The organism is Streptomyces spiroverticillatus (genome assembly GCA_014650415.1).
GTDB lineage: Bacteria > Actinomycetota > Actinomycetes > Streptomycetales > Streptomycetaceae > Streptomyces > Streptomyces spiroverticillatus.
Genome location: BMUX01000001.1, coordinates 67898 through 90597, shown reverse-complemented (window position 1 = coordinate 90597; position 22700 = coordinate 67898). Strand labels below are relative to the sequence as shown.

The 22700-nt window shown below is 71.1% G+C and carries 23 protein-coding genes; 14 read left to right on the top strand and 9 right to left on the bottom strand.

Features of this window, described 5'->3' with window-relative positions:
- The first annotated feature begins 244 nt into the window (after positions 1–244).
- The 3 genes from IE269_RS00445 (at position 245) to IE269_RS00435 (ending at position 3707) form a co-directional block, all read left to right on the top strand.
- Positions 245–1327 carry an SIS domain-containing protein gene (locus IE269_RS00445; RefSeq protein WP_189821313.1) on the top strand — a complete coding sequence of 361 codons (1083 nt, stop codon included), beginning with the start codon at positions 245–247 and terminating at the stop codon, positions 1325–1327.
- A 38-nt stretch (positions 1328–1365) separates the two neighbouring features.
- Entirely contained in the window at positions 1366–1968 is a 603-nt protein-coding gene (locus IE269_RS00440) for a TetR/AcrR family transcriptional regulator (protein ID WP_189820641.1), read from the top strand.
- A gap of 272 nt (positions 1969–2240) precedes the next feature.
- Positions 2241–3707, top strand: a complete 1467-nt coding sequence (locus IE269_RS00435; RefSeq protein ID WP_189821312.1) for a sensor histidine kinase — start codon at positions 2241–2243, stop codon at positions 3705–3707.
- 172 nt (positions 3708–3879) lie between these two features.
- Here the strand turns inward: IE269_RS00435 and IE269_RS00430 are convergent, their stop codons facing one another.
- Positions 3880–4137, bottom strand: coding sequence for a WhiB family transcriptional regulator (locus IE269_RS00430; RefSeq protein ID WP_004937597.1), 258 nt, complete (start codon positions 4135–4137; stop codon positions 3880–3882).
- Positions 4138–4453: 316 nt separating this feature from the next.
- A complete protein-coding gene (locus IE269_RS00425; RefSeq protein WP_189820640.1) occupies positions 4454–5425 on the bottom strand; it encodes a diacylglycerol/lipid kinase family protein in 972 nt (323 codons plus the stop codon).
- A gap of 87 nt (positions 5426–5512) precedes the next feature.
- Between IE269_RS00425 and IE269_RS00420 the strand changes: the two genes are divergently transcribed.
- Entirely contained in the window at positions 5513–6019 is a 507-nt protein-coding gene (locus IE269_RS00420; RefSeq protein ID WP_438817512.1) for a hypothetical protein, read from the top strand.
- A gap of 32 nt (positions 6020–6051) precedes the next feature.
- Here IE269_RS00420 and IE269_RS00415 read toward each other — a convergent pair whose 3' ends face one another.
- The 3 genes from IE269_RS00415 to IE269_RS00405 all read right to left on the bottom strand — a co-directional run bounded on the left by IE269_RS00415 (position 6052) and on the right by IE269_RS00405 (position 7993).
- Positions 6052–7086, bottom strand: a complete 1035-nt coding sequence (locus IE269_RS00415) for an RNA polymerase sigma factor SigF (protein WP_189820639.1) — start codon at positions 7084–7086, stop codon at positions 6052–6054.
- The gene (locus IE269_RS00410) at positions 7083–7496 is read right to left on the bottom strand and encodes an ATP-binding protein (protein WP_189820638.1); all 414 of its coding nucleotides are present in this window, start codon (positions 7494–7496) and stop codon (positions 7083–7085) included. The genes IE269_RS00415 and IE269_RS00410 overlap by 4 nt, the downstream gene beginning before the upstream one ends.
- Before the next feature lie 236 nt (positions 7497–7732).
- Positions 7733–7993 carry a UBP-type zinc finger domain-containing protein gene (locus tag IE269_RS00405; protein ID WP_189820637.1) on the bottom strand — a complete coding sequence of 87 codons (261 nt, stop codon included), beginning with the start codon at positions 7991–7993 and terminating at the stop codon, positions 7733–7735.
- 77 nt (positions 7994–8070) lie between these two features.
- Between IE269_RS00405 and IE269_RS00400 the strand changes: the two genes are divergently transcribed.
- Positions 8071–9660 (top strand): Na+/H+ antiporter, encoded by a 1590-nt coding sequence (locus IE269_RS00400; RefSeq protein ID WP_189821310.1) that lies wholly within the window; start codon positions 8071–8073, stop codon positions 9658–9660.
- 6 nt (positions 9661–9666) lie between these two features.
- Here the strand turns inward: IE269_RS00400 and IE269_RS00395 are convergent, their stop codons facing one another.
- Together IE269_RS00395 and IE269_RS00390 are read right to left on the bottom strand one after the other, a co-directional pair.
- Positions 9667–10542, bottom strand: coding sequence for a 1-aminocyclopropane-1-carboxylate deaminase/D-cysteine desulfhydrase (locus tag IE269_RS00395; protein WP_189820636.1), 876 nt, complete (start codon positions 10540–10542; stop codon positions 9667–9669).
- Between the two features lie 105 nt (positions 10543–10647).
- Positions 10648–11238, bottom strand: coding sequence for an N-acetylmuramoyl-L-alanine amidase (locus IE269_RS00390; protein ID WP_189820635.1), 591 nt, complete (start codon positions 11236–11238; stop codon positions 10648–10650).
- Positions 11239–11502: 264 nt separating this feature from the next.
- On the opposite strand from IE269_RS00390, the gene IE269_RS00385 reads away from it, so the two are divergent.
- The 3 genes from IE269_RS00385 (at position 11503) to IE269_RS00375 (ending at position 14856) form a co-directional block, all read left to right on the top strand.
- A complete protein-coding gene (locus tag IE269_RS00385) occupies positions 11503–12915 on the top strand; it encodes a family 2B encapsulin nanocompartment shell protein (protein WP_189820634.1) in 1413 nt (470 codons plus the stop codon).
- Positions 12916–13019: 104 nt separating this feature from the next.
- Complete coding sequence (locus IE269_RS00380; RefSeq protein WP_189820633.1) at positions 13020–14072, top strand: family 2 encapsulin nanocompartment cargo protein polyprenyl transferase; 1053 nt, start codon at positions 13020–13022, stop codon at positions 14070–14072.
- A gap of 178 nt (positions 14073–14250) precedes the next feature.
- On the top strand, positions 14251–14856 hold the full coding sequence (locus IE269_RS00375) for a GNAT family N-acetyltransferase (RefSeq protein ID WP_189820632.1): 606 nt from the start codon (positions 14251–14253) through the stop codon (positions 14854–14856).
- Positions 14857–14874: 18 nt separating this feature from the next.
- On the opposite strand, the gene IE269_RS00370 is transcribed toward IE269_RS00375, so the two are convergent.
- Positions 14875–15456 carry a TetR/AcrR family transcriptional regulator gene (locus tag IE269_RS00370; protein ID WP_189820631.1) on the bottom strand — a complete coding sequence of 194 codons (582 nt, stop codon included), beginning with the start codon at positions 15454–15456 and terminating at the stop codon, positions 14875–14877.
- Positions 15457–15644: 188 nt separating this feature from the next.
- On the opposite strand from IE269_RS00370, the gene IE269_RS00365 reads away from it, so the two are divergent.
- The 3 genes from IE269_RS00365 to IE269_RS00355 all read left to right on the top strand — a co-directional run bounded on the left by IE269_RS00365 (position 15645) and on the right by IE269_RS00355 (position 17662).
- On the top strand, positions 15645–16229 hold the full coding sequence (locus tag IE269_RS00365) for a dihydrofolate reductase family protein (RefSeq protein ID WP_189820630.1): 585 nt from the start codon (positions 15645–15647) through the stop codon (positions 16227–16229).
- Positions 16230–16234: 5 nt separating this feature from the next.
- On the top strand, positions 16235–16822 hold the full coding sequence (locus tag IE269_RS00360; RefSeq protein ID WP_189820629.1) for a dihydrofolate reductase family protein: 588 nt from the start codon (positions 16235–16237) through the stop codon (positions 16820–16822).
- Positions 16823–16909: 87 nt separating this feature from the next.
- Entirely contained in the window at positions 16910–17662 is a 753-nt protein-coding gene (locus tag IE269_RS00355; RefSeq protein ID WP_229897374.1) for a DUF6304 family protein, read from the top strand.
- 65 nt (positions 17663–17727) lie between these two features.
- Here IE269_RS00355 and snpA read toward each other — a convergent pair whose 3' ends face one another.
- Positions 17728–18360, bottom strand: coding sequence for a snapalysin (gene snpA / locus IE269_RS00350; protein WP_189820628.1), 633 nt, complete (start codon positions 18358–18360; stop codon positions 17728–17730).
- 230 nt (positions 18361–18590) lie between these two features.
- On the opposite strand from snpA, the gene IE269_RS00345 reads away from it, so the two are divergent.
- The 3 genes from IE269_RS00345 to IE269_RS00335 all read left to right on the top strand — a co-directional run bounded on the left by IE269_RS00345 (position 18591) and on the right by IE269_RS00335 (position 22684).
- The gene (locus tag IE269_RS00345) at positions 18591–19562 is read left to right on the top strand and encodes a LysR family transcriptional regulator (RefSeq protein WP_189820627.1); all 972 of its coding nucleotides are present in this window, start codon (positions 18591–18593) and stop codon (positions 19560–19562) included.
- A gap of 574 nt (positions 19563–20136) precedes the next feature.
- Entirely contained in the window at positions 20137–20790 is a 654-nt protein-coding gene (locus IE269_RS42895; RefSeq protein ID WP_229897373.1) for a chemotaxis protein CheB, read from the top strand.
- 19 nt (positions 20791–20809) lie between these two features.
- Positions 20810–22684, top strand: a complete 1875-nt coding sequence (locus tag IE269_RS00335; RefSeq protein ID WP_189820625.1) for a CheR family methyltransferase — start codon at positions 20810–20812, stop codon at positions 22682–22684.
- The last annotated feature ends 16 nt before the right edge of the window (positions 22685–22700 follow it).

Sequence of the window (22700 nt, the reverse complement as noted above, 5' to 3'; positions counted from 1 at the left end):
GACCGTGAGCCGAGGTGTCTCAAGTGGGGGGCCAAACGATCTGTGGTATAGACCAATCTAACAGAGGGGAGGGCCTCCCACCTGTCCTTCCTGCACATCCACGGACGCCGGGCCGTCCTTCCACTGGCGGCCCCGTGAACTCCCATGGTCGACTGGCCCCGAGCATTCGTCACCTCGAGCAGCCTTCGTACGAGGCAGGTCCGGGAGGTCCGCCATGTCCCCCGTAGAACGCCCGGCGCAGGGGATGTCGGCCCCCGCCCCGCTCGACGGGCCGCCCTCCTCGGAGCGCCCCGGCCGCCTGATGTCCGCCGAAATGGCGGAACAGCCCCAGGTCCTGCGGCGGATCCTGGCCGACGCCGCCCCGCGCATCTTCGAGACCGCACAGGCGATCGCCGCGAAGAGCCCCCGCTTCGTGCTCCTCACGGCGCGCGGCACCTCCGACAACGCCGCCCTGTACGCCAAGTACCTCCTGGAAATCCAGCTGGGCCTGCCCTGCGGCCTGACCTCCATGTCGACCACGACCGCCTACGGGGCCCGCCCCTACCTCCGCGACGTCCTGGTCGTCACGGTCAGCCAGTCCGGCGGCTCCCCGGACCTGGTGGCCTCCACCCGTGCCGCCCGCGAGGCCGGTGCGCTCACCCTCGCGGTCACCAACAACCCCGACTCGCCCCTCGCGGCGGTCTCCGAACACCACATCGACATCCTGGCCGGCCCCGAGAAGGCCCTCCCCGCCACCAAGACCTACACGGCCTCCCTCCTCGCCCTCCACCTCCTCGTCCAGGGCCTCCAGTCGCGGGACGGCACGGCGGCCGCCGCCGTCCTCCCCGACCTGGCGGCGGGCATCCTGGCCCGCCAGGACGAGATCCGCTCGCTGGCCGCCCGCTACCGCTTCGCCGAACGCATGGTCATCACCTCACGCGGCTACGGCTACCCCACGGCCAAGGAGGCCGCCCTCAAGCTCATGGAGACGAGCTACATCCCCGCCCTCTCCTACTCCGGCGCTGACCTCCTCCACGGCCCCCTCGCCATGGTCGACAACATCTCCCCGGTGATCGCGGTCGTCACCTCCGGCCGCGGCGGCGAGGCCCTCCAGCCCGTCCTGGACCGCCTCCGCGGCCGCGGCGCCGACCTCTTCGTCGTCGGCCCGGCCGCCCAGGTCGCCCGCGCCTCCTCGGGCTTCCCCGTCCCCACGGAGTCCGTCCCCGAGGAACTCCAGCCGATCCTCGACATCCTTCCGCTCCAGCTCCTGGCGTACGAGATCACTCTCGCCCGGGGGCAGGACCCGGACGCCCCCAGGGCTCTCGCCAAGGTCACGGAGACCCGCTGAGGACCAGAAATACGTAACGGGCGCTATACAATCCCCGCATGGCGACCAAGCAGCGCGGCAGGCCCCGCTCCTTCGACCGGGAGGCGGCCCTGGAGAAGGCCATGACGGCCTTCTGGGAACACGGCTACGAGACGACCTCGGTCGCCGACCTCACCCGCGTGATGGGCATCGCCGCCCCGAGCCTGTACGCCGCGTTCGGCGACAAGAAGGCGCTCTTCGCGGAGGTGGTGGGCGCGTACGCACAAACCCACGGCGCCTTCGGTGCCCGCGCCCTGGCGGAGGAGCCCACCGCCCGCGCCGGCATCGCCCGCCTGCTCCGCGAGGCGGCGACCGAGTACACCGACCCCGCCCACCCGCGCGGCTGCCTGGTGATCTCCGCCGCCGCCAACTGCTCGACCCCCGAGGTCGAGCAGTCCCTCCGTGCGCGCCGCGAGGCCAACATCGCCGCCTTCGCCTCCCGCGTCCGCGCCGACATGGCGACCGGAACCCTCCCGCCCACCACCGACCCCGAAGCCCTCGCCCGCTTCTCCGGAGCCGTCCTCCAGGGCATGTCGCAGCAGGCCCGCGACGGGGCGGGCAAGGAGGAACTGGAGGCGGTGGCGGCCCTGGCGATGGTGGCCTGGCCGGGGGCAGAGGCCTAGGAACACCCGCGGGCCACGGCGCCCGGCGGGACCCTCAGCCCACCCGGCACCGCAGCCCGGAGTTGCATCGGCCGGCGGTGTGCGGTGCCTCCGGCCGTGAGGAGGGGCGGGCGCAGTCAGGGCAGAGAGCGCCAGTCCCTCGATTTCACCCTCCTGTGCGGGGAGGATGAAGCTTTGCCCGGCCATTGTGGACTAGACCACTAAGCCCTGTCTACGCCTGTGCACGGCCGGTTGTCGCACAGGTTACGGGTATGTTCGACCCCGTGCCCTCCATGAACGATCTCGTACGCCAGCACACCGCCCTCAGCGAGTCCGACCTCGAGTGGCTCCACCTGCTGGTCTCGGAGTGGCAGCTGCTCTCCGACCTGTCCTTCGCCGACCTCGTGCTGTGGGTTCCCACCCTCGACGGCACCCGTTATGTCTCCGTGGCGCAGATGCGGCCGAACACCGGCCCCACGTCGTACCACGACGACATGGTCGGCCACCTGGTCCCGCGCGGCCGCCGCCCGCTGCTCGACGCCGCCCTCGACGAGGGCCGCATCGTGCGCGAGGGCGACCCGGAGTGGCGCGAGGAGGTGCCGGTGCGGGTGGAGTCGATTCCCGTGCGGCGGGAGGGGCGGGTGCTCGGTGTCATCGGGCGGAACACGAACCTGCTCACGGTCCGCACGCCCAGCCGGCTGGAGCTGACGTACCTCCAGAGTGCGTCCGACCTGGCGCAGATGATCGCTGCCGGATCGTTTCCCTTCCCCGGGCAGCAGGTCGACATGGACGCCTCCCCGCGCGTCGGGGACGGGCTGATCCGCCTCGACGCGGACGGGATCGTCCAGTACGCCAGCCCCAACGCCCTGTCCGCCTACCACCGCCTCGGCCTCGCCTCCGACCTGGTGGGGCATCACCTCGGGCAGGCCACCGCCGAACTCGCCCCCTCCCGCGGCCCCGTCGACGAGGCCCTGGTCAAGCTGGCCAGCGGGTACGCGCCCCGGGAGACCGAGGTCGAGGGCAGCGGGGGAGTGATCCAGCTCCGGGCGATTCCGCTCAAGCCCAAGGGCACCCGGATCGGGTCCCTGGTGCTCTGCCGGGACGTCACCGAACTGCGCCGCCGCGAGCGGGAGTTGATCACCAAGGACGCCACCATCCGGGAGATCCACCACCGGGTGAAGAACAACCTCCAGACGGTTGCCGCTCTGTTGAGACTCCAGTCTCGGAGGATGGACTCCGACCAGGGGCGCGAGGCCCTCAACGAGGCGGTGCGGCGCGTCGGTTCGATCGCGATCGTCCACGAGACGCTGTCCCAGAACCTGGACGAGCGCGTCGAGTTCGACGAGATCGCCGACCGGGTGCTCGCGATGGTCGCGGAGATTTCGCCCGGAAAGGTGACCTGCCGCCGGACCGGTCGGTTCGGGATCCTCGATGCCGAGGTCGCCACCCCGCTGTCCATGGTCCTGACAGAGATTCTGCAGAACGCCCTGGAGCACGCCTTCGCCCCCGGCGACGAGGGCACGGTGGAGGTCTCCGCCGTGCGCGGCGGGACGTCGGCCGAGGCGCGGCTGCTGCTCACCGTGCTGGACGACGGGCGCGGCCTGCCCGAGGGCTTCGACCCGAAGAAGGCCGGCAACCTGGGGCTCCAGATCGTACGGACGCTGGTCGAGGGCGAATTGGGCGGGACCTTCGACATGGTCCGAGGCCCCGAGCGCGGGACGCGCGTGGTGCTGGACATCCCGGTGCGGCCGCAGAAGTAGTCCCCGTACACGCCCCAAAAGCACAGCGAAGAGCCCCGGACCGAGGTGACGGTCCGGGGCTCAACTGCTCACGCTTTACTGCGCATTGGGGGGTACTGCGCGCTGCGATTCGGGGGCGGTGACTGCATACGCGCTGTATGCGCCGCCGAGCTCAGGCTCGAAGCAGGGTGGGTCAGGCGGTCGCGTTGCGCGCCCGGTTGCGAGCGGCGCGGCGCTTCATCGCGCGGCGCTCGTCCTCGCTGAGGCCACCCCAGACACCCGAGTCCTGGCCGGACTCGAGCGCCCACTGCAGGCACTGCTCCATGACGGGGCAGCGGCGGCAGACGGCCTTGGCTTCCTCGATCTGCAGCAGCGCAGGACCGGTGTTGCCGATGGGGAAGAACAGCTCCGGGTCTTCCTCACGACAAACGGCGTTGTGACGCCAGTCCATGGCTGCTACCTCTCCTTGTGACATGCACGTTGCTTGTGAATGTGAACGCTTTCACGAATCCCCTCACAGGGGAAGGGCCGACTTCCAGCGAACACTGGTTGTGGTCCTGAGTGTGAGGAGGGATTCTGGTTCTCAGGGAGGCCGGTGTTGCGGGCCGTCCCGATCGCCATGAAGAGACTCGCAAACCTCGTCGGCGGATACAACCCCTTCCGAGAAGTTTTTTTTGATTCCTCGGTGTCGGCTAGGTCACAGCCGTACTTCCATGGGGTGGATGGCAGTCCGTACGTTCGAGATAAAGGACTTTAGGCCCTTCCACTCACACAATCACACGCAGTGCACGGCGAACGCCTGTGAACGCGACGCTCGTACGCAATCCCAGGTGGTCACCGTCCATTTGAAGCGGCAGTGGCACCTTCGAATGCAAGGTGAAGTCCGTCAGGTCGTGGAGTGTGACGGCGTGCTTGCCGTGCGGGCCGCGCTCCGGTGTGGAAGTGAGGAGCTGCGTCGCGTAACGGGTGACCGCAGGGGTGGAGAGACGGCTGAGGCCCAGCACGTCGAGAGCGGTCTCGAAGGACGCCTCCGGGGAGGCGTACAGCGGACGATTCCCCAGGTAGGTCCAGGGGGAGGTGTTGCAGACTATCGCCAGAACGAGGTCGGTCACCGGGTCCTCACCGGGCCTCTCCAGGGAAATCACACCGTGCCTGCGGTGCGGTTCCTCGAGGAATTGCCGGACCACCTGACGCAGATAGAGCGCGTGCGTCGACCGCTTTCCGCGTTCCCGCTGCTGTTCGACCCGGCCGATGACGCCGGCGTCGAATCCGAGTCCGGCACAGAAGGTGAACCAGCGTTCCGGAACGGCTTCGTCCTCCGTTCCCGGTACGCCCTTTGTGAGCCCGAGGCTCACTGTGCGTTCGCTTCCGGTACGCAGTGCGTCCAAAAGGGCGCCCGTCGCCTCTACGGCGTCATTGGGAAGACCGAGTGCGCGGGCGAAGACATTCGTGGAACCGCCGGGGACGACCGCGAATCCGGGCAGCCGCTCGGGGTCGGGACCCTCGTGCAGCAGTCCGTTGACGACCTCGTTGACGGTGCCGTCGCCACCGAGCGCGACCACCAGATCGATGGTGTCGGCGTTGTCGGCGGCCCGGCGGCCCAGGTCGCGGGCGTGGCCGCGGTACTCGGTGGTGACCGTCTCCAGCTTCATCTCGCTGGCCAGGGCGTGGATCAGGACGTCCCGGGTGCGGGCACTGGTGGTGGTTGCTGCCGGATTGACCACGAGAAGTGCGCGCATGCGGTGCAGGTTACCGGGGTGGGGATGTGAAGGTCGGAGCGAGGGGTTCGAGTGCTGGGTCACGTGGGCTCTCGTTACCCTGCAAGAGTGAGTAAAAAGTCCGTACGGAAGTCCGCCGCCAAGCCCGCGGCCAAGTCCGGGGTCCCGGACGAGCAGCCGCTGCCCGAGTCGCCGGTCGTGCCGCATCCGCGGGAGGCTCGTCCCGCCCGGCTGGGCGCCGCCGCCGTGCTGGTGGCGGTGGAGGGCTTCGCGCTGGTCGCCGTCGGCCTCTACATGCTGGTGATGGGGCTCTTCGGCAGCCCGGACCGGCCCGAGCAGGCCGAGATGGGCGGGCTCACCCTCGTCGCGCTCGCCGTGCTGCCGCTGCTCGCGGCGAACGGGCTGCGGATGCGCAGGAGCTGGAGCCGCGGCCCCGCCGTGATCACCCAGCTGATGGCGCTGCCCGTCGCGTACACCCTGATGACCACCGACGCCGCCTTCTCCATCCCGGCCGGCATCGCCCTCGGGGCGATCGCCGTGGTCTCGCTGGCGCTGCTGCTGAACCCGGCCGTCGTGGACGCCCTGGGCATCAAGAGGGGCCCGCGCGGCGCCTGAGCGCCGGACGGGCCCCGTCCCGTACAGCCGGACTACTCCTCGACGAGGAGCTTCTCGCGGAGCTGGGCCAGGGTGCGGGCCAGCAGCCGGGAGACGTGCATCTGCGAGATGCCGACCTCCTGGGCGATCTGCGACTGGGTCATGTTGCCGAAGAAGCGCAGCAGCAGGATCTTCTTCTCGCGCGGCGGCAGATCTTCGAGCAGCGGCTTGAGGGACTCGCGGTACTCCACGCCCTCCAGCGCCACGTCCTCCGCGCCCAGGGTGTCGGCGACCGCCGGGGACTCGTCGTCCGTGTCGGGGACGTCCAGGGACAGCGTGGAGTACGCGTTGGCGGACTCCAGGCCCTCCAGGACCTCCTCCTCGGAGATCGCCAGGCGCTCCGCCAGCTCGTGCACGGTCGGCGAGCGGCCGTGCTGCTGGGACAGCTCCGCCGTCGCCGAGGTCAGCGAGAGCCGCAGCTCCTGGAGGCGGCGCGGCACCCGTACCGCCCAGCCCTTGTCGCGGAAGTGCCGCTTGATCTCACCGACGACGGTCGGGGTCGCGTACGTCGAGAACTCGACGCCCCGCTCCGGGTCGAACCGGTCCACCGACTTGATCAGCCCGATCGTGGCGACCTGGGTCAGGTCGTCCAGCGGCTCCCCCCGGTTGCGGAAGCGCCGCGCCAGGTGCTCGACCAGCGGCAGGTGCATCCGTACCAGACGGTTGCGCAGCTCGGCCTTCTCCGGGGAGCCGTCGGGCAGCCCGCGCAGCTCGACGAAGAGCAGCCTGGCCCCCGAGCGGTCCCGGGGATTGGGCACCTCGGCGTCGGCACGCTCCCGGTGGGGCTCGGGCACGTCCAAGGCGCTGTCGTGCGTCTCGGCCGCGATCTCGCCGGTGCCGGGGTGGACCTCCGGAGAGGTCTTCTCGTCGACGTGCTTCTCGTCGCGCTTCTCGTCGCTCATCTGGTCCGCCGCCCGCTCTGCCGCCTGAGCCTCTTCCGCCGGGTGCGGGCGGGCCTGCTGCTCAGGAATCCCGTTCAGCGCCCGCCTGCTGCGCTCCTCGTCCCGCACCGGCCCGTCCCCGCTCATACCGGACCGGGACCCGCGCCGCGCTGTTTGTACAGGCTGATGCTGACCGTCTTGTCCTCGGCGACGGTCGCGTCGACCTTGCCGGCGAGGGCGGACAGCACCGTCCACGCGAACGTGTCGCGTTCGGGTGCGCGGCCGTCGGTGGTGGGCGCCGAGACCGTCACTTCCAGTGAGTCGTCCACCAGCCGGAACACACAGCTGAGGACGGAGCCGGGCACGGCCTGCTGGAGCAGGATCGCGCACGCCTCGTCGACCGCGATGCGCAAGTCCTCGATCTCGTCGAGGGTGAAGTCCAAACGCGCTGCGAGGCCGGCCGTGGCCGTACGCAGCACCGACAGGTAGGCACCCGCAGCGGGCAGCCGGACCTCCACGAAGTCCTGGTTCCCGGGCTCGCCTGCGATAGGGGACACCCTCACCTCCAAGGTGGCACAAGCGGTACGTCTGTTACGTCTATCGCCGGTGACGCTATCGCGATCCGCCGCCCCGTGTCGCCGGGCCCCCTGCCCGGCGAGATGTCACACATGGTAAGCCCATGCGTACGGACAGTGGCTAGGGGTGTGCGGGGCTCAATTGGACGGCACCGATGAGGGGTTGACGTACCCAGGCCCCGGACGGTCGAACCGGTCCGGCAGGGCACGAACCGGTCTCAGACGATCGAACCGTCGACGAAGCACCAGCGCCAGCTCTCGCCCGGCTCGAAGCTGCGCATCACCGGATGGCCGGTGTCGGTGAAGTGCGCGGTGCCGTGCCGGCCGGGCGAGGAGTCGCAGCAGCCGACGTGCCCGCAGACCAGGCAGATGCGCAGCTGCACGGGGTGGGTGCCGGCGGCCAGGCACTCCGGGCAGGTGTCGCTCAGCGGCTCCGGGGCCGGCTGCGGCAGCTCTTCGACATGCGGACAGTCGTTCATGGGAGCCATTGTTCATGACGTAATGGGTGTTCGACGTGCTGTACGACGTGCTGCCGACCAGGGACGGGCCGAATCCGATGGACGCAACGTGGCTGTTGGCGCTGATCGCGGTGAGCGCGGCGGTGGCCGGGCTGGCCCGACGCACCCCGATCCCGGCGCCGCTGCTGCTGGTCGCGGTGGGGATCGGGGCGGCGTACGTGCCCGGCGTGCCGGAGTACACGCTCGACCCGCACATCGTGCTGCCGCTGCTGCTGCCGCCGTTGCTGCACACCGCCGCGCTGGAGAGCTCGTACCTGGACCTGCGGGCGAATCTGCGGCCGGTGGCGTTCCTGTCGGTGGGGTACGTGCTCTTCGCGACCGTGCTGGTGGGGTGGCTGGTCCATCTGGTGGTCCCGGGGCTGCCGCTCACCTCGGCGCTGGTGCTGGGGGCGGTGATCGCGCCGCCGGACGCGGTGGCGGCCACCGCCATCGCCCGCAGGCTGGGGCTGCCGCCCAGGATCACGGCGATCCTCCAGGGGGAGTCGCTGGTCAACGACGCCACCGCCATCACCGCGTACAAGGTCGCCCTCGCGGCGGCGGTCGGTGAGGGCGCGAGCTGGAGCGCCGGGGTGCAGGAGTTCCTGGTGGCGGCGGTGGGCGGCATCGGGGTGGGGCTGCTGCTGATGGTGCCACTGCACTGGCTGCGGACCCATCTGAAGGAGGCGATCCTCCAGAACACGCTGTCGCTGCTGATTCCCTTCGTCGCGTATGCGACGGCCGAGTACGTGCACGCGTCCGGGGTGCTGGCGGTCGTGGTCGTCGCCCTCTTCCTCGGGCACCGGTCCTGGAAGGTCGACTTCGCGACCCGGCTCCAGGAGGCGGCGGTCTGGAAGATGGTGTCGTTCGTCCTGGAGTCGACGGTCTTCGCGCTGATCGGCTTGCAGTTGCCGGTGGTGCTGGCGGGGCTCGGACCGTACGAGGGCTGGGCGGCCGTCGGGTACGCGGCGGTGGTGTTCCTGCTGGTGGTGGGGGTGCGGTTCCTGTGGGTCTTCCCCGCGACGTATCTGCCGAGGCTGCTGTCGGAGCGGATCAGGACGCGCGAGCCGGACACGACGGTGGCCGCGCCGATCATCGTGGGGTGGGCGGGGATGCGGGGCGTGGTCTCGCTCGCCATCGCCTTCTCGATCCCGATGACGGCGCAGGGCGAGCCGTTCCCGGGACGCAACCTGATCCTCTTCCTGACGTTCACGACTGTGATCGGCACGCTCGGGGTGCAGGGGCTGACGCTGGCGCCGCTGATCCGGGCGCTGAAGGTGCCGGGCCGGGACGCGTACGCGGAGACCCTGGCGGAGGCGCAGGCGCAGAGCGAGGCGTCGACGGCGGCCGAGGCGCGGCTGGACGAACTGCTCGCCGACCCCGTCAACAGATTGCCGGGACCGCTGGAGGACCGGCTGCGCACGGTGCTGGAACGGCGGCGCAACGCGGTCTGGGAGCGGCTCGGGGCGGTCAACGAGGAGACCGGCGAGTCGGCGGACGAGACGTACCGGCGGGTGGCCCGGGAGGTCATCGACGCGGAACGGGCGGTCTTCGTGGAGCTGCGGGACGCGCGGCGGATCGACGACGAGATGCTGCGGACGCTGCTGCGGAGGCTGGACCTGGAGGAGGCGGCGGGGTGGCGGGAGGAGTAGGGCCCCTTACGGGCGGCCGGTGACGACCGCCGTCAGCCGGGTTCCCGGCGGGAAGGCTCCCCTGGCCGTCAGCTCGACCAGGGCGTGCAGCAGCTTGGCCACGTAGATCCGCTCGACCGGCACCCCGTGGCGGGTCTCGAAGTCCTCCGCGAAGGCGAGCAGCTCGGGAGGCGTACGGGCGTAACCGCCCCAGTGGAAGTCCTCGGCGAGCGACCACTCGCCCCGGCGCCCCCCGAAGGCTTCGGACTGGAGCCGTACGACCTCCTCCTCCAGGAAACCGCCCTTCAGCACGGGCACGCCGAGCGCCCGCTGCCCCGGGGCGAGCCCTGCGGCCAGCCCCGCCAGGGTGCCGCCCGTGCCGCAGGCGACGGCCGCCACGTCCGTCCCGCCGTGCAGCTCCCGGCCCAGCTCGGTGCACCCCTGCGCGGCGAGGGCGTTGCTGCCGCCCTCGGGGATGACGTACGCCTCGGGGAAGGGGGTGAGGAGCTCGGAGAGGTACGCCGGGTCCGCACGGCGCCGGTAGTCCGCACGCGAGACGAAGCGCAGCCGCATGCCGTCGGCGGCGCACTGGGCGAGGGACGGGTTGAGGGGCTTCCCGGCGAGCTCGTCGCCCCGGACGACGCCGACGGTCGGGACGCCCAGCAGGCGGCCTGCGGCGGCGGTGGCGCGCAGGTGGTTGGAGTAGGCACCGCCGAAGGTGAGAAGGGGCCGGCCCTCGGCGGCGCGGAGGTTGAGGGAGAGCTTGCGCCACTTGTTGCCCGGGAGGTCCGGGTGAATCAGGTCGTCCCGCTTGAGGAGGAGCTGTACGCCGTGGTCGTCGAAGCGGGGGTCGGGGAGGGGGGTGAGGGGGGAGGGGAGGCTGGGGCGCAGGTCGGGGGGCACGGGGCCATTGTCCTGCGCGACGGCTGCCCGGAGCGCATGCCATCAGGGGCGCGAGGAACTGCGCGACCAGCCACGACGCACCCGCACGGAACGGGGCCCCGCCCCCTACTTCAGCCGGTCCCGGACCCGTTCCCGCATCGCGTCCATCGTGAAGCCCCTCGGGTCGACCTTGCCCGGTTGCCATTCCAGGTGGCCCAGGACCGAGCCGGAGCTCCAGCCGTGGGCGCGGCAGATCGCTGCCGAGACGCGTTCGACGGCCTCCAGCTGGGCGGCAGGCCAGGGGTCCTCGCCGTCGCCGAGGTTCTCGCACTCGAAGCCGTAGAAGTGGCGGTTGCCGTCCGTGTTGGCCTCGTTGTCCGGCGGGAGGCGCTTCTCGGCGATCACGGCGCGCAGCACGTCGTCGTCGCCGAGGCCCGCGTGGTTGGCCCGGCCGTAGCCGACCAGGTGGACCGTGCCGTCCTTGGCGATGACGCCGTGGCACAGCGGACCCGGCAGGGCCGCGTGGCCGTCGCGGCACAGGGCGACCGTCGAGGCCGTGCCCTTGGTGACGGTGTGGTGGATCATCACGCCGTGGACCGGGCCCCACGGGCCGTGACCGTGCCGGTTGTGGGTGCGCCAGTTGCCGACTTCCACCACGGTCACCCCCTCGGCGCGCAGTGCGGACAGGAAGGCGTCGGCGGAGAGGGGGTTGGCCATGGGGGCCTCCGTGGGGGAGAGGGGGAGCTCAAAGAGCGGAATCGCTGCTACCGCTTGTACCGGAAGATGACCCTCCGTAACAGCCCGTTCGTACGGCGTGCGAGCCGATCCGGCCAACCCGGGAGCCTCCAGGGGTCAACCCGACGCGCGGGATTCCCTCTTCTCCGGTGATCTAGTCACACTCTTTTGTGTAATGGCGCTGGCACTCCCCGCGCTGAAAGGCTTCTGCCGCAGGTCAGCACATAAGCCGTGAGAGGGAGTCAGATGTCGGTCGAGGCAGGTTCCGAGATCCGCGAACAGCAGGCGCCGCCGCAGCAGAGTCTCGGTACGGCCGCCGCGCGGAACTTGGCGACCACCACCAAGTCCGCCCCGCAGATGCAGGAGATCACCTCCCGCTGGCTGCTGCGGATGCTCCCCTGGGTGCAGGTCCAGGGCGGCGCGTACCGGGTCAACCGCAGGCTGAGCTACTCGGTCGGGGACGGCCGGGTGGAGTTCGTGCAGACCGGCAGCCAAGTGGCCGTCATCCCGGGCGAGCTGGGAGAGCTTCCCGCCCTGCGGACGTACGGTGACCAGGACGTGCTCCGGGAGCTGGCGCAGCGCTGCGAGCAGCGCGAGTTCGCCGCCGGGGACGTCATCGCGAACGAGGGCGACGGCGCGGACACCGTCTACCTGCTGGCGCACGGCCGGGTCGAGAAGATCGGGTCGGGTCCGTACGGGGAGGAGCAGGTGCTCGGCGTCCTCGCGGACGGCTCGTACTTCGGCGACCAGGCCCTCGTCGAGGAGGACGCCTCCTGGGGGTACACCGCGAAGGCCGCCACCGCGTGCACGGTCCTCGCCCTGACCCGGACCCACGTCCTCACCCTCGCCGACCGGGTCGAGTCCCTGCGCGACCACCTCGCAGGGGTGCGCGACCTCCCGCGCCAGCGCACCAACAAGTTCGGCGAGGCCCCCATCGACCTGTCCGCCGGACATGTCGGCGAGGCCCTGGTCCCGCACACCTTCGTGGACTACGACGCGGCGCCGCGCGAGTACGAACTCTCCGTCGCGCAGACCGTGCTGAAGGTGCACACGCGCGTCGCGGACCTCTACAACACGCCGATGAACCAGACCGAGCAGCAGTTGCGGCTCACCGTCGAGGCGCTCCGCGAGCGCCAGGAGGACGAGCTGGTCAACAACAAGGACTTCGGCCTCCTGGCCAACTGCGACTACGGGCAGCGCCTCCAGCCGCACGACGGCGTGCCCAGCCCCGACGACCTGGACGAGCTGCTGTCGCGGCGGCGCGGCAACAAGTTCTTCCTGGCCCACCCGCGCGCCATCGCCGCGATCGGCCGCGAGTTCAACAAGCGCGGCCTGGTGCCGGACAGCGTCGACGTCGGCGGCAACCAGATCCCGGCCTGGCGCGGCGTCCCGATCTTCCCGTGCAACAAGATCCCGATCAGCGACGCCCGGACGACCTCGATCATCTGCATGCGTACGGGACTTGAGGAGCAGGGCGTCATCGGCCTGCACCAGACCGGACTGCCGGACGAGATCGAGCCGAGCCTCTCGGTGCGCTTCATGGGCATCGACGAGCAGGCCCTCATCTCGTACCTGGTGACCGCCTACTACTCGGCCGCCGTCCTGGTGCCGGACGCGCTGGGCGTGCTGGAGAACGTGGAGATCGGCCGCTGGAGGTAGCGGGGGGGTGCGGGGAGGGGACGGCCCGAGGGGGTAAGGGGTGAGTGGGGGCGTCGGTGCTGGGGCATCGGCACCCCCCGGTACGGAGGGAGTTGGCATTGACGATGACCACGACCCGGGCAGCAGGCAGCGCGGGCGGCCCGGAGGGCGCCGCCGAACTCCTCGCCCGTACCAGGACCGCCGTCGATCCCCGGCTGCGGGAGACGGTCGACTCGCTGCCGGGGCAGATCCGCCGGATCGCCCGGTACCACTTCGGCTGGGAGCGGGCCGACGGCACCGCGGCCTCGGCGCACGCGGGCAAGGCGATCCGGCCCGCCCTCGTCCTGGCCGCCGTGCACGCGCTCGGCGGGGACACCCGACAGGCCGAACACGCGGCGGCAGCGGTCGAGTTGGCGCACAACTTCACCCTGCTGCACGACGACGTGATCGACGAGGACCCGACCCGCCGGAACCGGCCCACGGCCTGGACGGTGTTCGGCATCCCCGACGCGATCATCGCGGGCGACGCCCTGTGCGCGCTCGCCCTGCGGGTGCTGGCCGAGGACCCGCACCCGGCCGCCCAGCAGGCCTCCGCCCGGCTCTCGGCCTGCGTCATCGAGCTCTGCGCGGGCCAGCAGGCGGACTGCGCGTTCGAGAACCGGGCGCCGCAGGACGTCACCATCGCCGAGTGCCTCACCATGGCCGAGGCCAAGACCGGGGCCCTGCTCGGCTGCGCCTGCGCGATCGGCGCGCTGTACGCGGGGGCCGCGCCCGACGAGGTCGAGGCGATGGACTCCTTCGGCCGCGAGGCCGGGCTCGCCTTCCAGCTCATCGACGACCTGATCGGCATCTGGGGCGACCCCGCCCACACCGGCAAGCCCGCCGGCGCCGATCTGGCCGCGCACAAGAAGTCGCTGCCCGTCGTGGCGGCGATGGCCTCCGGCTCCCCGGCCGCCGCCGAACTGGCGGAGCTCTACCGGGGTCCCGCCATGGACACCGCCACGGTACGTCGAGCCGCCGACGCCGTGGAACGGGCCGGGGGCCGCGACTGGGCGCAGAGCCAGGCCGCCGACCGCATGGCCAGGGCCGTGCACCACCTCTCCAGGGCGGTGCCGGACCTGACCGCGGCCGACGACCTGCTCGCGCTCGCCGAGTTCGTGACCCGCAGGACGCGCTGAGCGCGGGGGCGCGGGGCACAGGGGGGCGTGGGGCACGGGGGGAGCGGGGCCCACGGGGTGCGGGGCCCGCCGGGGAATTCCGGCGGGCCCGTCCCCGTATCCCCAACTCTGCGATCATGGGCGTTCGTTGAGCACGGACGTCCGTCGCAGTGGAGCGGGCGGGGATACGGAGACGAGCATGGGCGTACGGATACGGCAGGCGACCGCGGCGGACCGGGAGGCGGTGCTGCCGCTGGTGGACGCGGCGTTCCGCCACGACCCGGTGAGCCAGTGGATATTCCCCGAGGCCGCGCACTACGAGCGGGTGCACGGGCAGATGATGGGGGCCTTCTTCGACCTGGTCCTCAAGCACGGCTGGGTGGACGTGACGGAGGACCTGTCGGCGGTCGCGATGTGGCTGCCCACCCCGGCGGGCGAGCCGGAGCCGGACGACGGGCCGGCCCAGTTGCGTGCCGCCGTCGACCCCGACAACGTACGCATCGAACTGGTCGGGACCTTCACGGCCGCCCACCACCCGCACCACCGCGAGCACGCCTACCTGTGGATCATCGCCGTGGACCCGGAGCGGCAGGGCGAGGGCCTCGGCACCGCGCTGATGCAGCCCGTGCTGGAGCAGTGCGACCGGGAGGGCACGGCCGCCTACCTGGAGGCGAGCAGCGGGCGCAGCCGGGAGCTGTACCGGCGCAGGGGCTTCGCCGACCTGGGGGAGCCGCTGCGGCTGCCGGACGGGGGGCCGCTGATGTACCCGATGTGGCGCGAGCCGCAGACGTATCCGCAGAAGTAGGGCCATGCGTAAGGGATTTCATGCTGCCGGGAAGATGCGCTCCACCGTGACCGCCACCAGCTCGTCCAGGGCCTCGGGCGTGTCCGAGAGCATCTCCGGCAGGGTGAAGTGCTCCACCAGCAGGCCGGTCATGGCGAGGTAGAGGACGCGCATGGCGTCGGCGTCGCCCGGCAGGCCCGACGCCAGGTGGAACTGGAGGTTGCCGTCGTACTGCTCCCGGACGGTCCGGTTCAGCTCCTCGCGGAGCGCGGGCCGCCGGGTGGCCTCCAGGCGCAGTTCCAGCATGGCGAGGTAGCCGGAACGCTCGGCGGTCATCCGGCGTACGAGGTCCCGCATGAGGTGCACGATCAGCTCCCGGGACGGCTCGGCGGCCATCAGGGACGCCACGTGCTCCGGATCCGGGACCATCCGCTCGTTGACCCGTGTCGCGGTCTGCGCGAGGAGGGCGTCGCGGTCGGCGAAGTAGTTGGAGGCGGTGCCGGTGGGGGTGCCGGCCCGGGCGTCGACCGCGCGGAAGGTGAGGCCGCGGGCCCCCTCGTCGGTGAGGACCTCGATGGCGGCGTCGAGCAGGGCGTTGCGGCGCTCGGGATTCCGGGCCATGAACTTCCTTCTTTCTGGCGGGACTTCGCGCTCGGGGCGGGCGCGAAAGATCTTTCGGGAGGGGCTTGCGCAACCACTACACCTGAAGCACTATAGCTGTCGTGGTTCCGGCGACGGGTCGGAACCACGGGCCGGAAAGCCGGAACCACAGGCCGGAAAGGCCGCACTCGACCCGAAAAGGACCCAGCTTGCGAAAGCTCACGTACTACGTCGGAATGTCCCTCGACGGCTTCATCGCCGCCCCGGACCTCTCCATCGACGCCTACCCGATCAGCGAGGAGTTCCTGAAGGACTTCCTGGTCGGCGAGTACCCGGAGTGCCTGCCCACCCACGTCCGCACCGCCCTCGGTGCCGACGAGGCACCCAACACCCACTTCGACACGATGATCCAGGGCCGCACCACCTACCAGGCCGCCCTCGACATCGGCATCACCAGCCCGTACGCGCACCTGCGCCAGTACGTCGTCTCCCGCAGCCTCACCGAGTCCCCCGACCCGGCGGTCGAGCTGATCTCCGGCGATCTGGCCGCGAAGGTGCGGGAGTTGAAGGCCGAGGAGGGTGGACTCGGCATCTACCTCGGCGGCGGCGGCGAGGTCGCCGGCCAGCTCGTGGACGAGATCGACGAACTGGTCGTCAAGCTCTACCCGGTCGTCCTCGGCGACGGCGTCCGCGTCCTGACCGCGGAGTTCGGTGTGCACCACTTCGCGCTGGACTCCACCCGCACGTTCGACAACGGCACCGCCGTACTCACCTACTCCCGGCTGAAGGGCTGACCCGCTTGCGCAAGCTGATCTACTACATCGCCACGTCCATCGACGGCTTCATCGGCGACCCGGACACCGGGGACGGCGCGTTCTTCGTGCCGCTGTCGCTCGGGGACTTCCAGGAGTTCATGTTCCGCGAGTTCCCCGACACCCTGCCCACCGCCGCCCGCGAGGCCGTCGGGCTGGCGGACGCACCGCTGACCCGCTTCGACACCGTCGTCCAGGGCCGCCGGAGCAACCAGGTCGCGTACGACATGGGCATCCCCAGCCCGTACGCCCACCTGCGTCAGTACGTCGCCTCGCGCACCCTCACCGAGTACCCCGACCCCTCGGTCGAGCTGATCGGGAACGATCTGGTGGAAAAGGTGCGGGAGTTGAAGGCGGAGGACAGCAAGCTCGACATCTACCTCTGCGGCGGCGCGGACATCGCCGGACAGCTCGTCGAGGAGATCGACGAACTGATCGTCAAGACCTACCCGGTCCTCGTCGGCTCCGGGATCCCGATGGCCTCCGCCGGATTCGCCCTGCGCCACTACGAGTTGACCTCGTGCCGCAGTTTCGGGAACGGCGTGATCCTCTCGACGTACCGCAAGGTCCGGTGACCGCGCCCCGGGCGGCCGCCGCGCACCCGCGGCGGCCGTTCCCGCTCGATGATCGACGGGTGCCCCGGACGCACTAAAGTCCCGCCCATGACAGGAGAGTCATGGGTCGGCTGGTACCGCGATCGCGCCGGTACGGAAGCCCTCACCCTCAGCACCGACGGGCGGCGCCTGCACGTCCGCATCCGGGGACACGAGCTCACCGGCGAGACCTTCACCGGCCTCTTCCCCGACCCCGAAGTCCCCCCGGACGACGGCACCTTCACCCTCACCCCCGCCGGAGCCCTGTGCGGCTGCGTCCTGGAGTGGGACATACCGATGCCGGTGTACGACGACGGCACGGTGCACCGCGCCGCCCTGCGCTGCCTGCTCTCGCTCGGCCGGCCCGCCCCGGGCGCGCCCGACGGGGACCCGGAGCGCCTGCACCTCGGGCTCGCCCTGCACTTCGACGGAGCGCTCTTCACCTCCGGGCACGCCGAGAACGACTTCGCGGGCGCGCTCGCCGAGATCCAGCGGCAACTGCCCGAGGGCTCCTACCTGAAGTCCTGCCTCTCCTGCGCCTTCTCCGACTACTACCCGGCGGGCTCCGGCGCCCTGTTCGGCGGCCTCGCCTGCTTCCGGGACGCCAAGGACGCCTACCGGGAGGCCGGTGACACGGACGCCGTCCTCGCCGTCTGGGACCGCAACTCCGGCTCCGTGCAGGAGACCCACCGCTGCCCCGACTTCGAACGCAGGCCCGCCGAGGGCCCCGGCACCGGCCATCGCGGGCCCTTCCCTCCGCCACGGGTCGAACTGCTCCCCGTACAGGGCGATTTCAAGCCTCCGCAGGCTTCGACGGCCTGAGAGCGCATGCGGGTGTGCCCGTACGGTCCGGACCGTACGGGCACACACGTTCCGCAGAGGCGGGGCTAGCCGGCGAGGCCGTTCGCCCACAGCTGGTTCACCCGGGCGCGCTCCTGGGCGTTCGGGTTGGCGTTCTGGCAGGAGGTGCCGGGGCCGCCGCCCGACATCAGCTCGCTGCACGGGCCCGAGTAGTGGTCCGGGAGGCCGAGGACGTGACCGGTCTCGTGGGCGGTCACACGGGTGGAGTTGTACTGCTGGTTCTGCCGGTAGTCCAGGAAGATGTAGCCGCGGCCGTGGCCGTCGGTGCTGGCGTAGGAGCCGCGCGAGTCATTGCCCTCGCGGTAGGTGAAGTTGGCGCCGGAGGTGACCTCCTGGAGCTTCACGTTGCTCACCGAGCTGTTCCAGATCTGGGTGGAACGGGCTATCTGGGTGCGGAAGCTGGGCGCGCTCGTCGTGCTGTAGCGGACGGTGACGACCTTGATGCCGGGGTTGGCGGCGCGCTGCTCGCGCACCGACTTCATGACCGCCGCCTGGAAGGCCTTGGTGGCGGCGGCGTTCTCCTTGGACTGCTCGTACGCCGCGTAGCTGGAGGTCTGCGCGGCGGGTGCGGGCGCGACGGCGTTCGCGGCGGGGGCTGCGCCGACGGCGGCGAGGCCGAGACCGAGGGCGGCGGCGAAGAAGGCGCGGGGGTGTCTCATGGTGGGGGGTCTCCCTGCTGTCCGGTGGCCCGGCGGGTCCGGGCGCTCGGTGGGACTGGGGAGAGTGTGGGGGAGCGGGGGCGGGCCGCACATGATGTCAACCGTTGATAACGCCATGACATCCCCCCTGTGGCGGCTCGCTCAACTCCTGCCGAAAACAAGCCAGTTGTACGGTGAAGCGGAAGCGGGGCCTCTGGTGTCCATGGGGGCGCAGCCCTACCCTCGCCCCCATGGAGCTCGAAGTCCGCCACCTTCGTGCACTCGTCGCGATCGCCGACGCGGGCAGCCTGCACAAGGCCGCCCGCACCCTGGGCATGAGCCAGCCCTCCCTCACCACCCAGCTCCGCCGGATCGAGAACTCGGTCGGCGCCGAGCTCTTCTCCCGCCGTCGCACCGGCTGCCGCCCCACCCCGCTCGGCCAGTCCCTGCTGGCCAGGGCCCGCCCGCTGGTCGACGGCATGAGCGAGCTCATCACCGAGACCCGCGCCGAGGCCGCCCGCACGCACGGGCTTCGGCCCGGCGGGGGCCCCGCCCTGCGCATCGGCTCCACCGCGAGCCGGGTCGTCGCGGGCTGGCTGCGAAGACTCAGACTCCGGCTCCCGGACGCCGACACCACCCTCCACGTCGACGTCTCCGCCAGCGCGCTGCTCGCGATGGTCGCCTCGGGCGCCCTGGACGTCGCCTTCGTCCACGAGGTCGAGGGCTGCCCGCTGCGGCTGCCGCCCGAGCTGGAATTCCGCGTACTCCTCGACCGTGAACCGCAGTTCGTGTCCCTGGCCCTCGACCATCCCGCCGCAGCTTCCCCGGTCGTGGACCTCGCCGACCTCGCGGGCGACCGGTGGATGGTCGACCCGAGCGTCGACGGCGAACGCGACGGACTGCGCCGGGTCCTCAACCGGGCGGGCATCGACCCGACCCTCCTGCACGGCGACTACCTCACCGCCTCCTCCCTCATCGTCATCGGCGAGGCCGTCGCCCCCTGCCAGCCCACCTCGGGCCCCCGCGACGACATGGCCATCCGCCCGCTGCGGGGCGACCCCCTGGGCGTACGCCTGCTGCTGGCGGCCCGCCCCGGACTGCCCGAACTGCCCCTGTTGTACGCCGACTTGGAGGCCGCCTACCGGGATGCGGCACTGCGGGCGCAGGGGTACCGGGAGTGGCTGGAGCGGGCGGGGAGTCCGCTGGTGGGGGCGTCGAGGTAGGGCTGGCGGGGGCGTCGACGCAGGACCGGTGGGGCATCGGCGCAGGACCGTCGGGCGCGTCAACGCGAAAGGGGCCCCGCCACGACGGGGGAACGTGGCGGGACCCTCACCAGGGCACGTGCCCGGGGGCGGGAGAGTCATGCGGGGCGGAAGCAGAAATTCTGGCGGACTTTCCGGCCGGACCGCCAGGCCCTCCCCGCGGCCCCGGACCGCCCGGCCCTTCCCGCGCCCCCGGGCCGGGCCCCCGCTCAGCTCTCGTCCTCGCCCTCCCGGGTCGGGCCCCCGTTCGGGTAGAGCTCCTCGAAGTCGGCGATCTCCTTCTTGGTGTCCGCGACGATCTGGCCGTACACCGCAAGCGACAGCCCGTCGCAGGTTGCCGGCCCGGCGAGCCCGAACAGCCGACGGCGAAGACGCCGGTGAGCAGGGGCAGCAGGAGGGCCGCGGCGGAGACACGTGGAGTGCGCATGTTCCTGCTCCTCTCCGGGGGCGGGCGGGCGTACTCCGGGTGGCCCGTTCCGGGTTGATCGCGAGTTCGTCCCGGGAGGGTCACGGACGCGTCCGTTACGCTCGCGGTGTGAGGGCCACAGAGCAGAAGCCAGACCGGACGGCAGCGGCGCGGGAACGGTACGACGTCCTCGCGACCGCCTCCTCCGCAGGCGGCATCCACGGGCTCACCGTGCTGCTCGCGGGCCTCGGCGCCGACTTCCCGGTGCCTGTCGTCGTCGTACAGCACCTCACCCGCACGCACCGCACCTTCATCGCCGAGGTCCTCTCCCGGCGCTCCGCCCTGCCCGTGAAACTGGCCGAGGCGGGGGAGCGGATCACGGCGGGGCAGGTGTACGTGGCACCGCCGGACCGGCATCTGCTGCTCCGCGCCCACGGCGTGCTGGAGCTGTCCACCGCCGACCTCGTGCATTTCGTACGGCCCTCCGCCGACCTCCTCTTCATCTCCGCCGCCGACGTCTACGGGCCGCGCGCGCTGGCCTGCGTCCTCACCGGTACGGGAGTGGACGGTGCGACGGGAGTGGCCAGGGTCAAGGAGGCGCAGGGCACCGTCCTGGCCGAGGATCCCGCCAGTGCCGAGTTCGACGGGATGCCGTCCGCAGCGGTCGCCACCGGGGCCGTCGACCGTGTGCTACCTCTTGAGGACCTCGCCGCGGAGCTGCGCGCTCTCGTGGGTGCGGCGGAGGGCACCCAGCGATCGGTCGCACCGGTCGACGACCCCTGAACAGAGGCAGTGAGCAGTGATGAGAGAGCCGGCTGCGGGCCCGGAGGCCGACCAGGGGCTGGAGGAACTGCTGCACTTCCTCCGCGACTCCCGCGGATTCGACTTCACCGGCTACAAGCGCTCCACCCTGGGCCGCCGCATCCGCAAGCGGATGGTGGACGCCGGGATACAGGACTACGCGGACTACCGGGACCTGCTGGAGACCGACACCGACGAGTTCCGGACGCTGTTCAACACCATCCTGATCAACGTCACCTCCGTCTTCCGCGACCCGGACGCCTGGGACCTGCTCCAGCGCGAGGTCGTGCCGCAGATCGTCCAGGAGGCCGGGGACGAGGCCGAGATCCGGGTGTGGAGCGCGGGCTGCTCCAGCGGCGAGGAGGCGTTCTCGCTGGCCATCATGTTCGCCGAGGCGCTCGGCGTCGAGGAGGCCCTGAACCGGGTCAAGATCTACGCCACCGACGTCGACGAGGAGGCGCTGCGCGAGGCCCGCTCCGGGCTGTACACCGCGAAGGCCCTGGAGCCGCTCACCCCGGAACTGCGCGAGCGCTACTTCGAGCAGAGCGGCGCCAGGTTCGTCTTCCGCCCCGACCTGCGCCGCCGGGTCATCTTCGGGCGGCACGACATCACCCGGGACGCCCCGATCTCCCGGCTCGACCTGCTGGTCTGCCGCAACACCCTGATGTACTTCAACGTCGAGGCCCAGTCCCAGATCGTCGACCGCTTCCACTTCGCACTGCGCGAGGGCGGCCATCTCTTCCTCGGCAAGGCCGAGATGCTGCTCAACGACGCGGACCGGTTCGAGGCGGTCAGCATCCGCCAGCGGATCTTCCGCCGCAGACCCGGTGCCGACGGCCTGCCGTACGCGCCCAGCACCCACAAGGTCAGGACGGGCCACGGCTCCGGGCCCGAGATGCGCGAGGCCACCCGCACCCGCCAGCTCCGCGACCTGATCCTGGACGCGGCTCCCAGCGCCGGGGTCGCCCTGGACGCCGAGGGCACCGTCGTCATGATCAACAGCCAGGCGCGGTCCCGCTTCGGGCTCACCGCGGGCGACATGGGCCGCCCCTTCCAGGACCTGGAACTCTCCTACCGGCCCATCGAGCTGCGCTCCCTCATCGACCAGGCCACCCACGAGCGGCGCACCCTGCGCGTCAACGGCGCCGAGCGCCACCTCGGCGACTCGGTCCAGTACTTCGACATCCTCATCCAGCCGATCTCGGCCGGTCCCGGCCTTCCCGTCGCCACCAACATCACCTTCACCGACGTCACCCTGGCCACCCAGCTCAAGGCCGAGGTCAAGCGCGTACGGGAGGACCTGGAGACCGCGTATGAGGAACTCCAGTCGACCAACGAGGAGTTGGAGACGACAAACGAGGAACTCCAGTCCTCCATCGAGGAGCTGGAGACCACGAACGAGGAACTCCAGTCCACCAACGAGGAGTTGGAGACCACCAACGAGGAACTCCAGTCCGGGCACGAGGAACTGGAGACCATGAACGACGAGATGCGGCTGCGCACCGCCGATCTCGACGAGGCCCGCGCCTTCCTGGAGGGCGTCGTCAGCTCCATCGCCGCCGGAGTGGTCGTCCTGGCCGCCACCATGCGGGTGAAGAGCTGGAACCGGGGCGCCATCGAGCTCTGGGGCCTGCGCGCCGACGAGGTCGTCGACGAGAACTTCTTCGCCCTGGACTTCGGGCTGCCCACCGGCGGGCTCCGCGAGGTCATCCAGGAGTGCATCGCCTCAGGGAAGCGCTCCAGGCCCGTCAACATCGCCGCCGTCAACCGCATCGGACGCAGTATCAACTGCGCGGTCACCTGCTCCCCGTTCGACGGTCACAACGGGGGAGTGGTCCTGCTGATGGAAGATGTGCCTTCAGACGACACGGACTGAACCCCCGGACGTACGC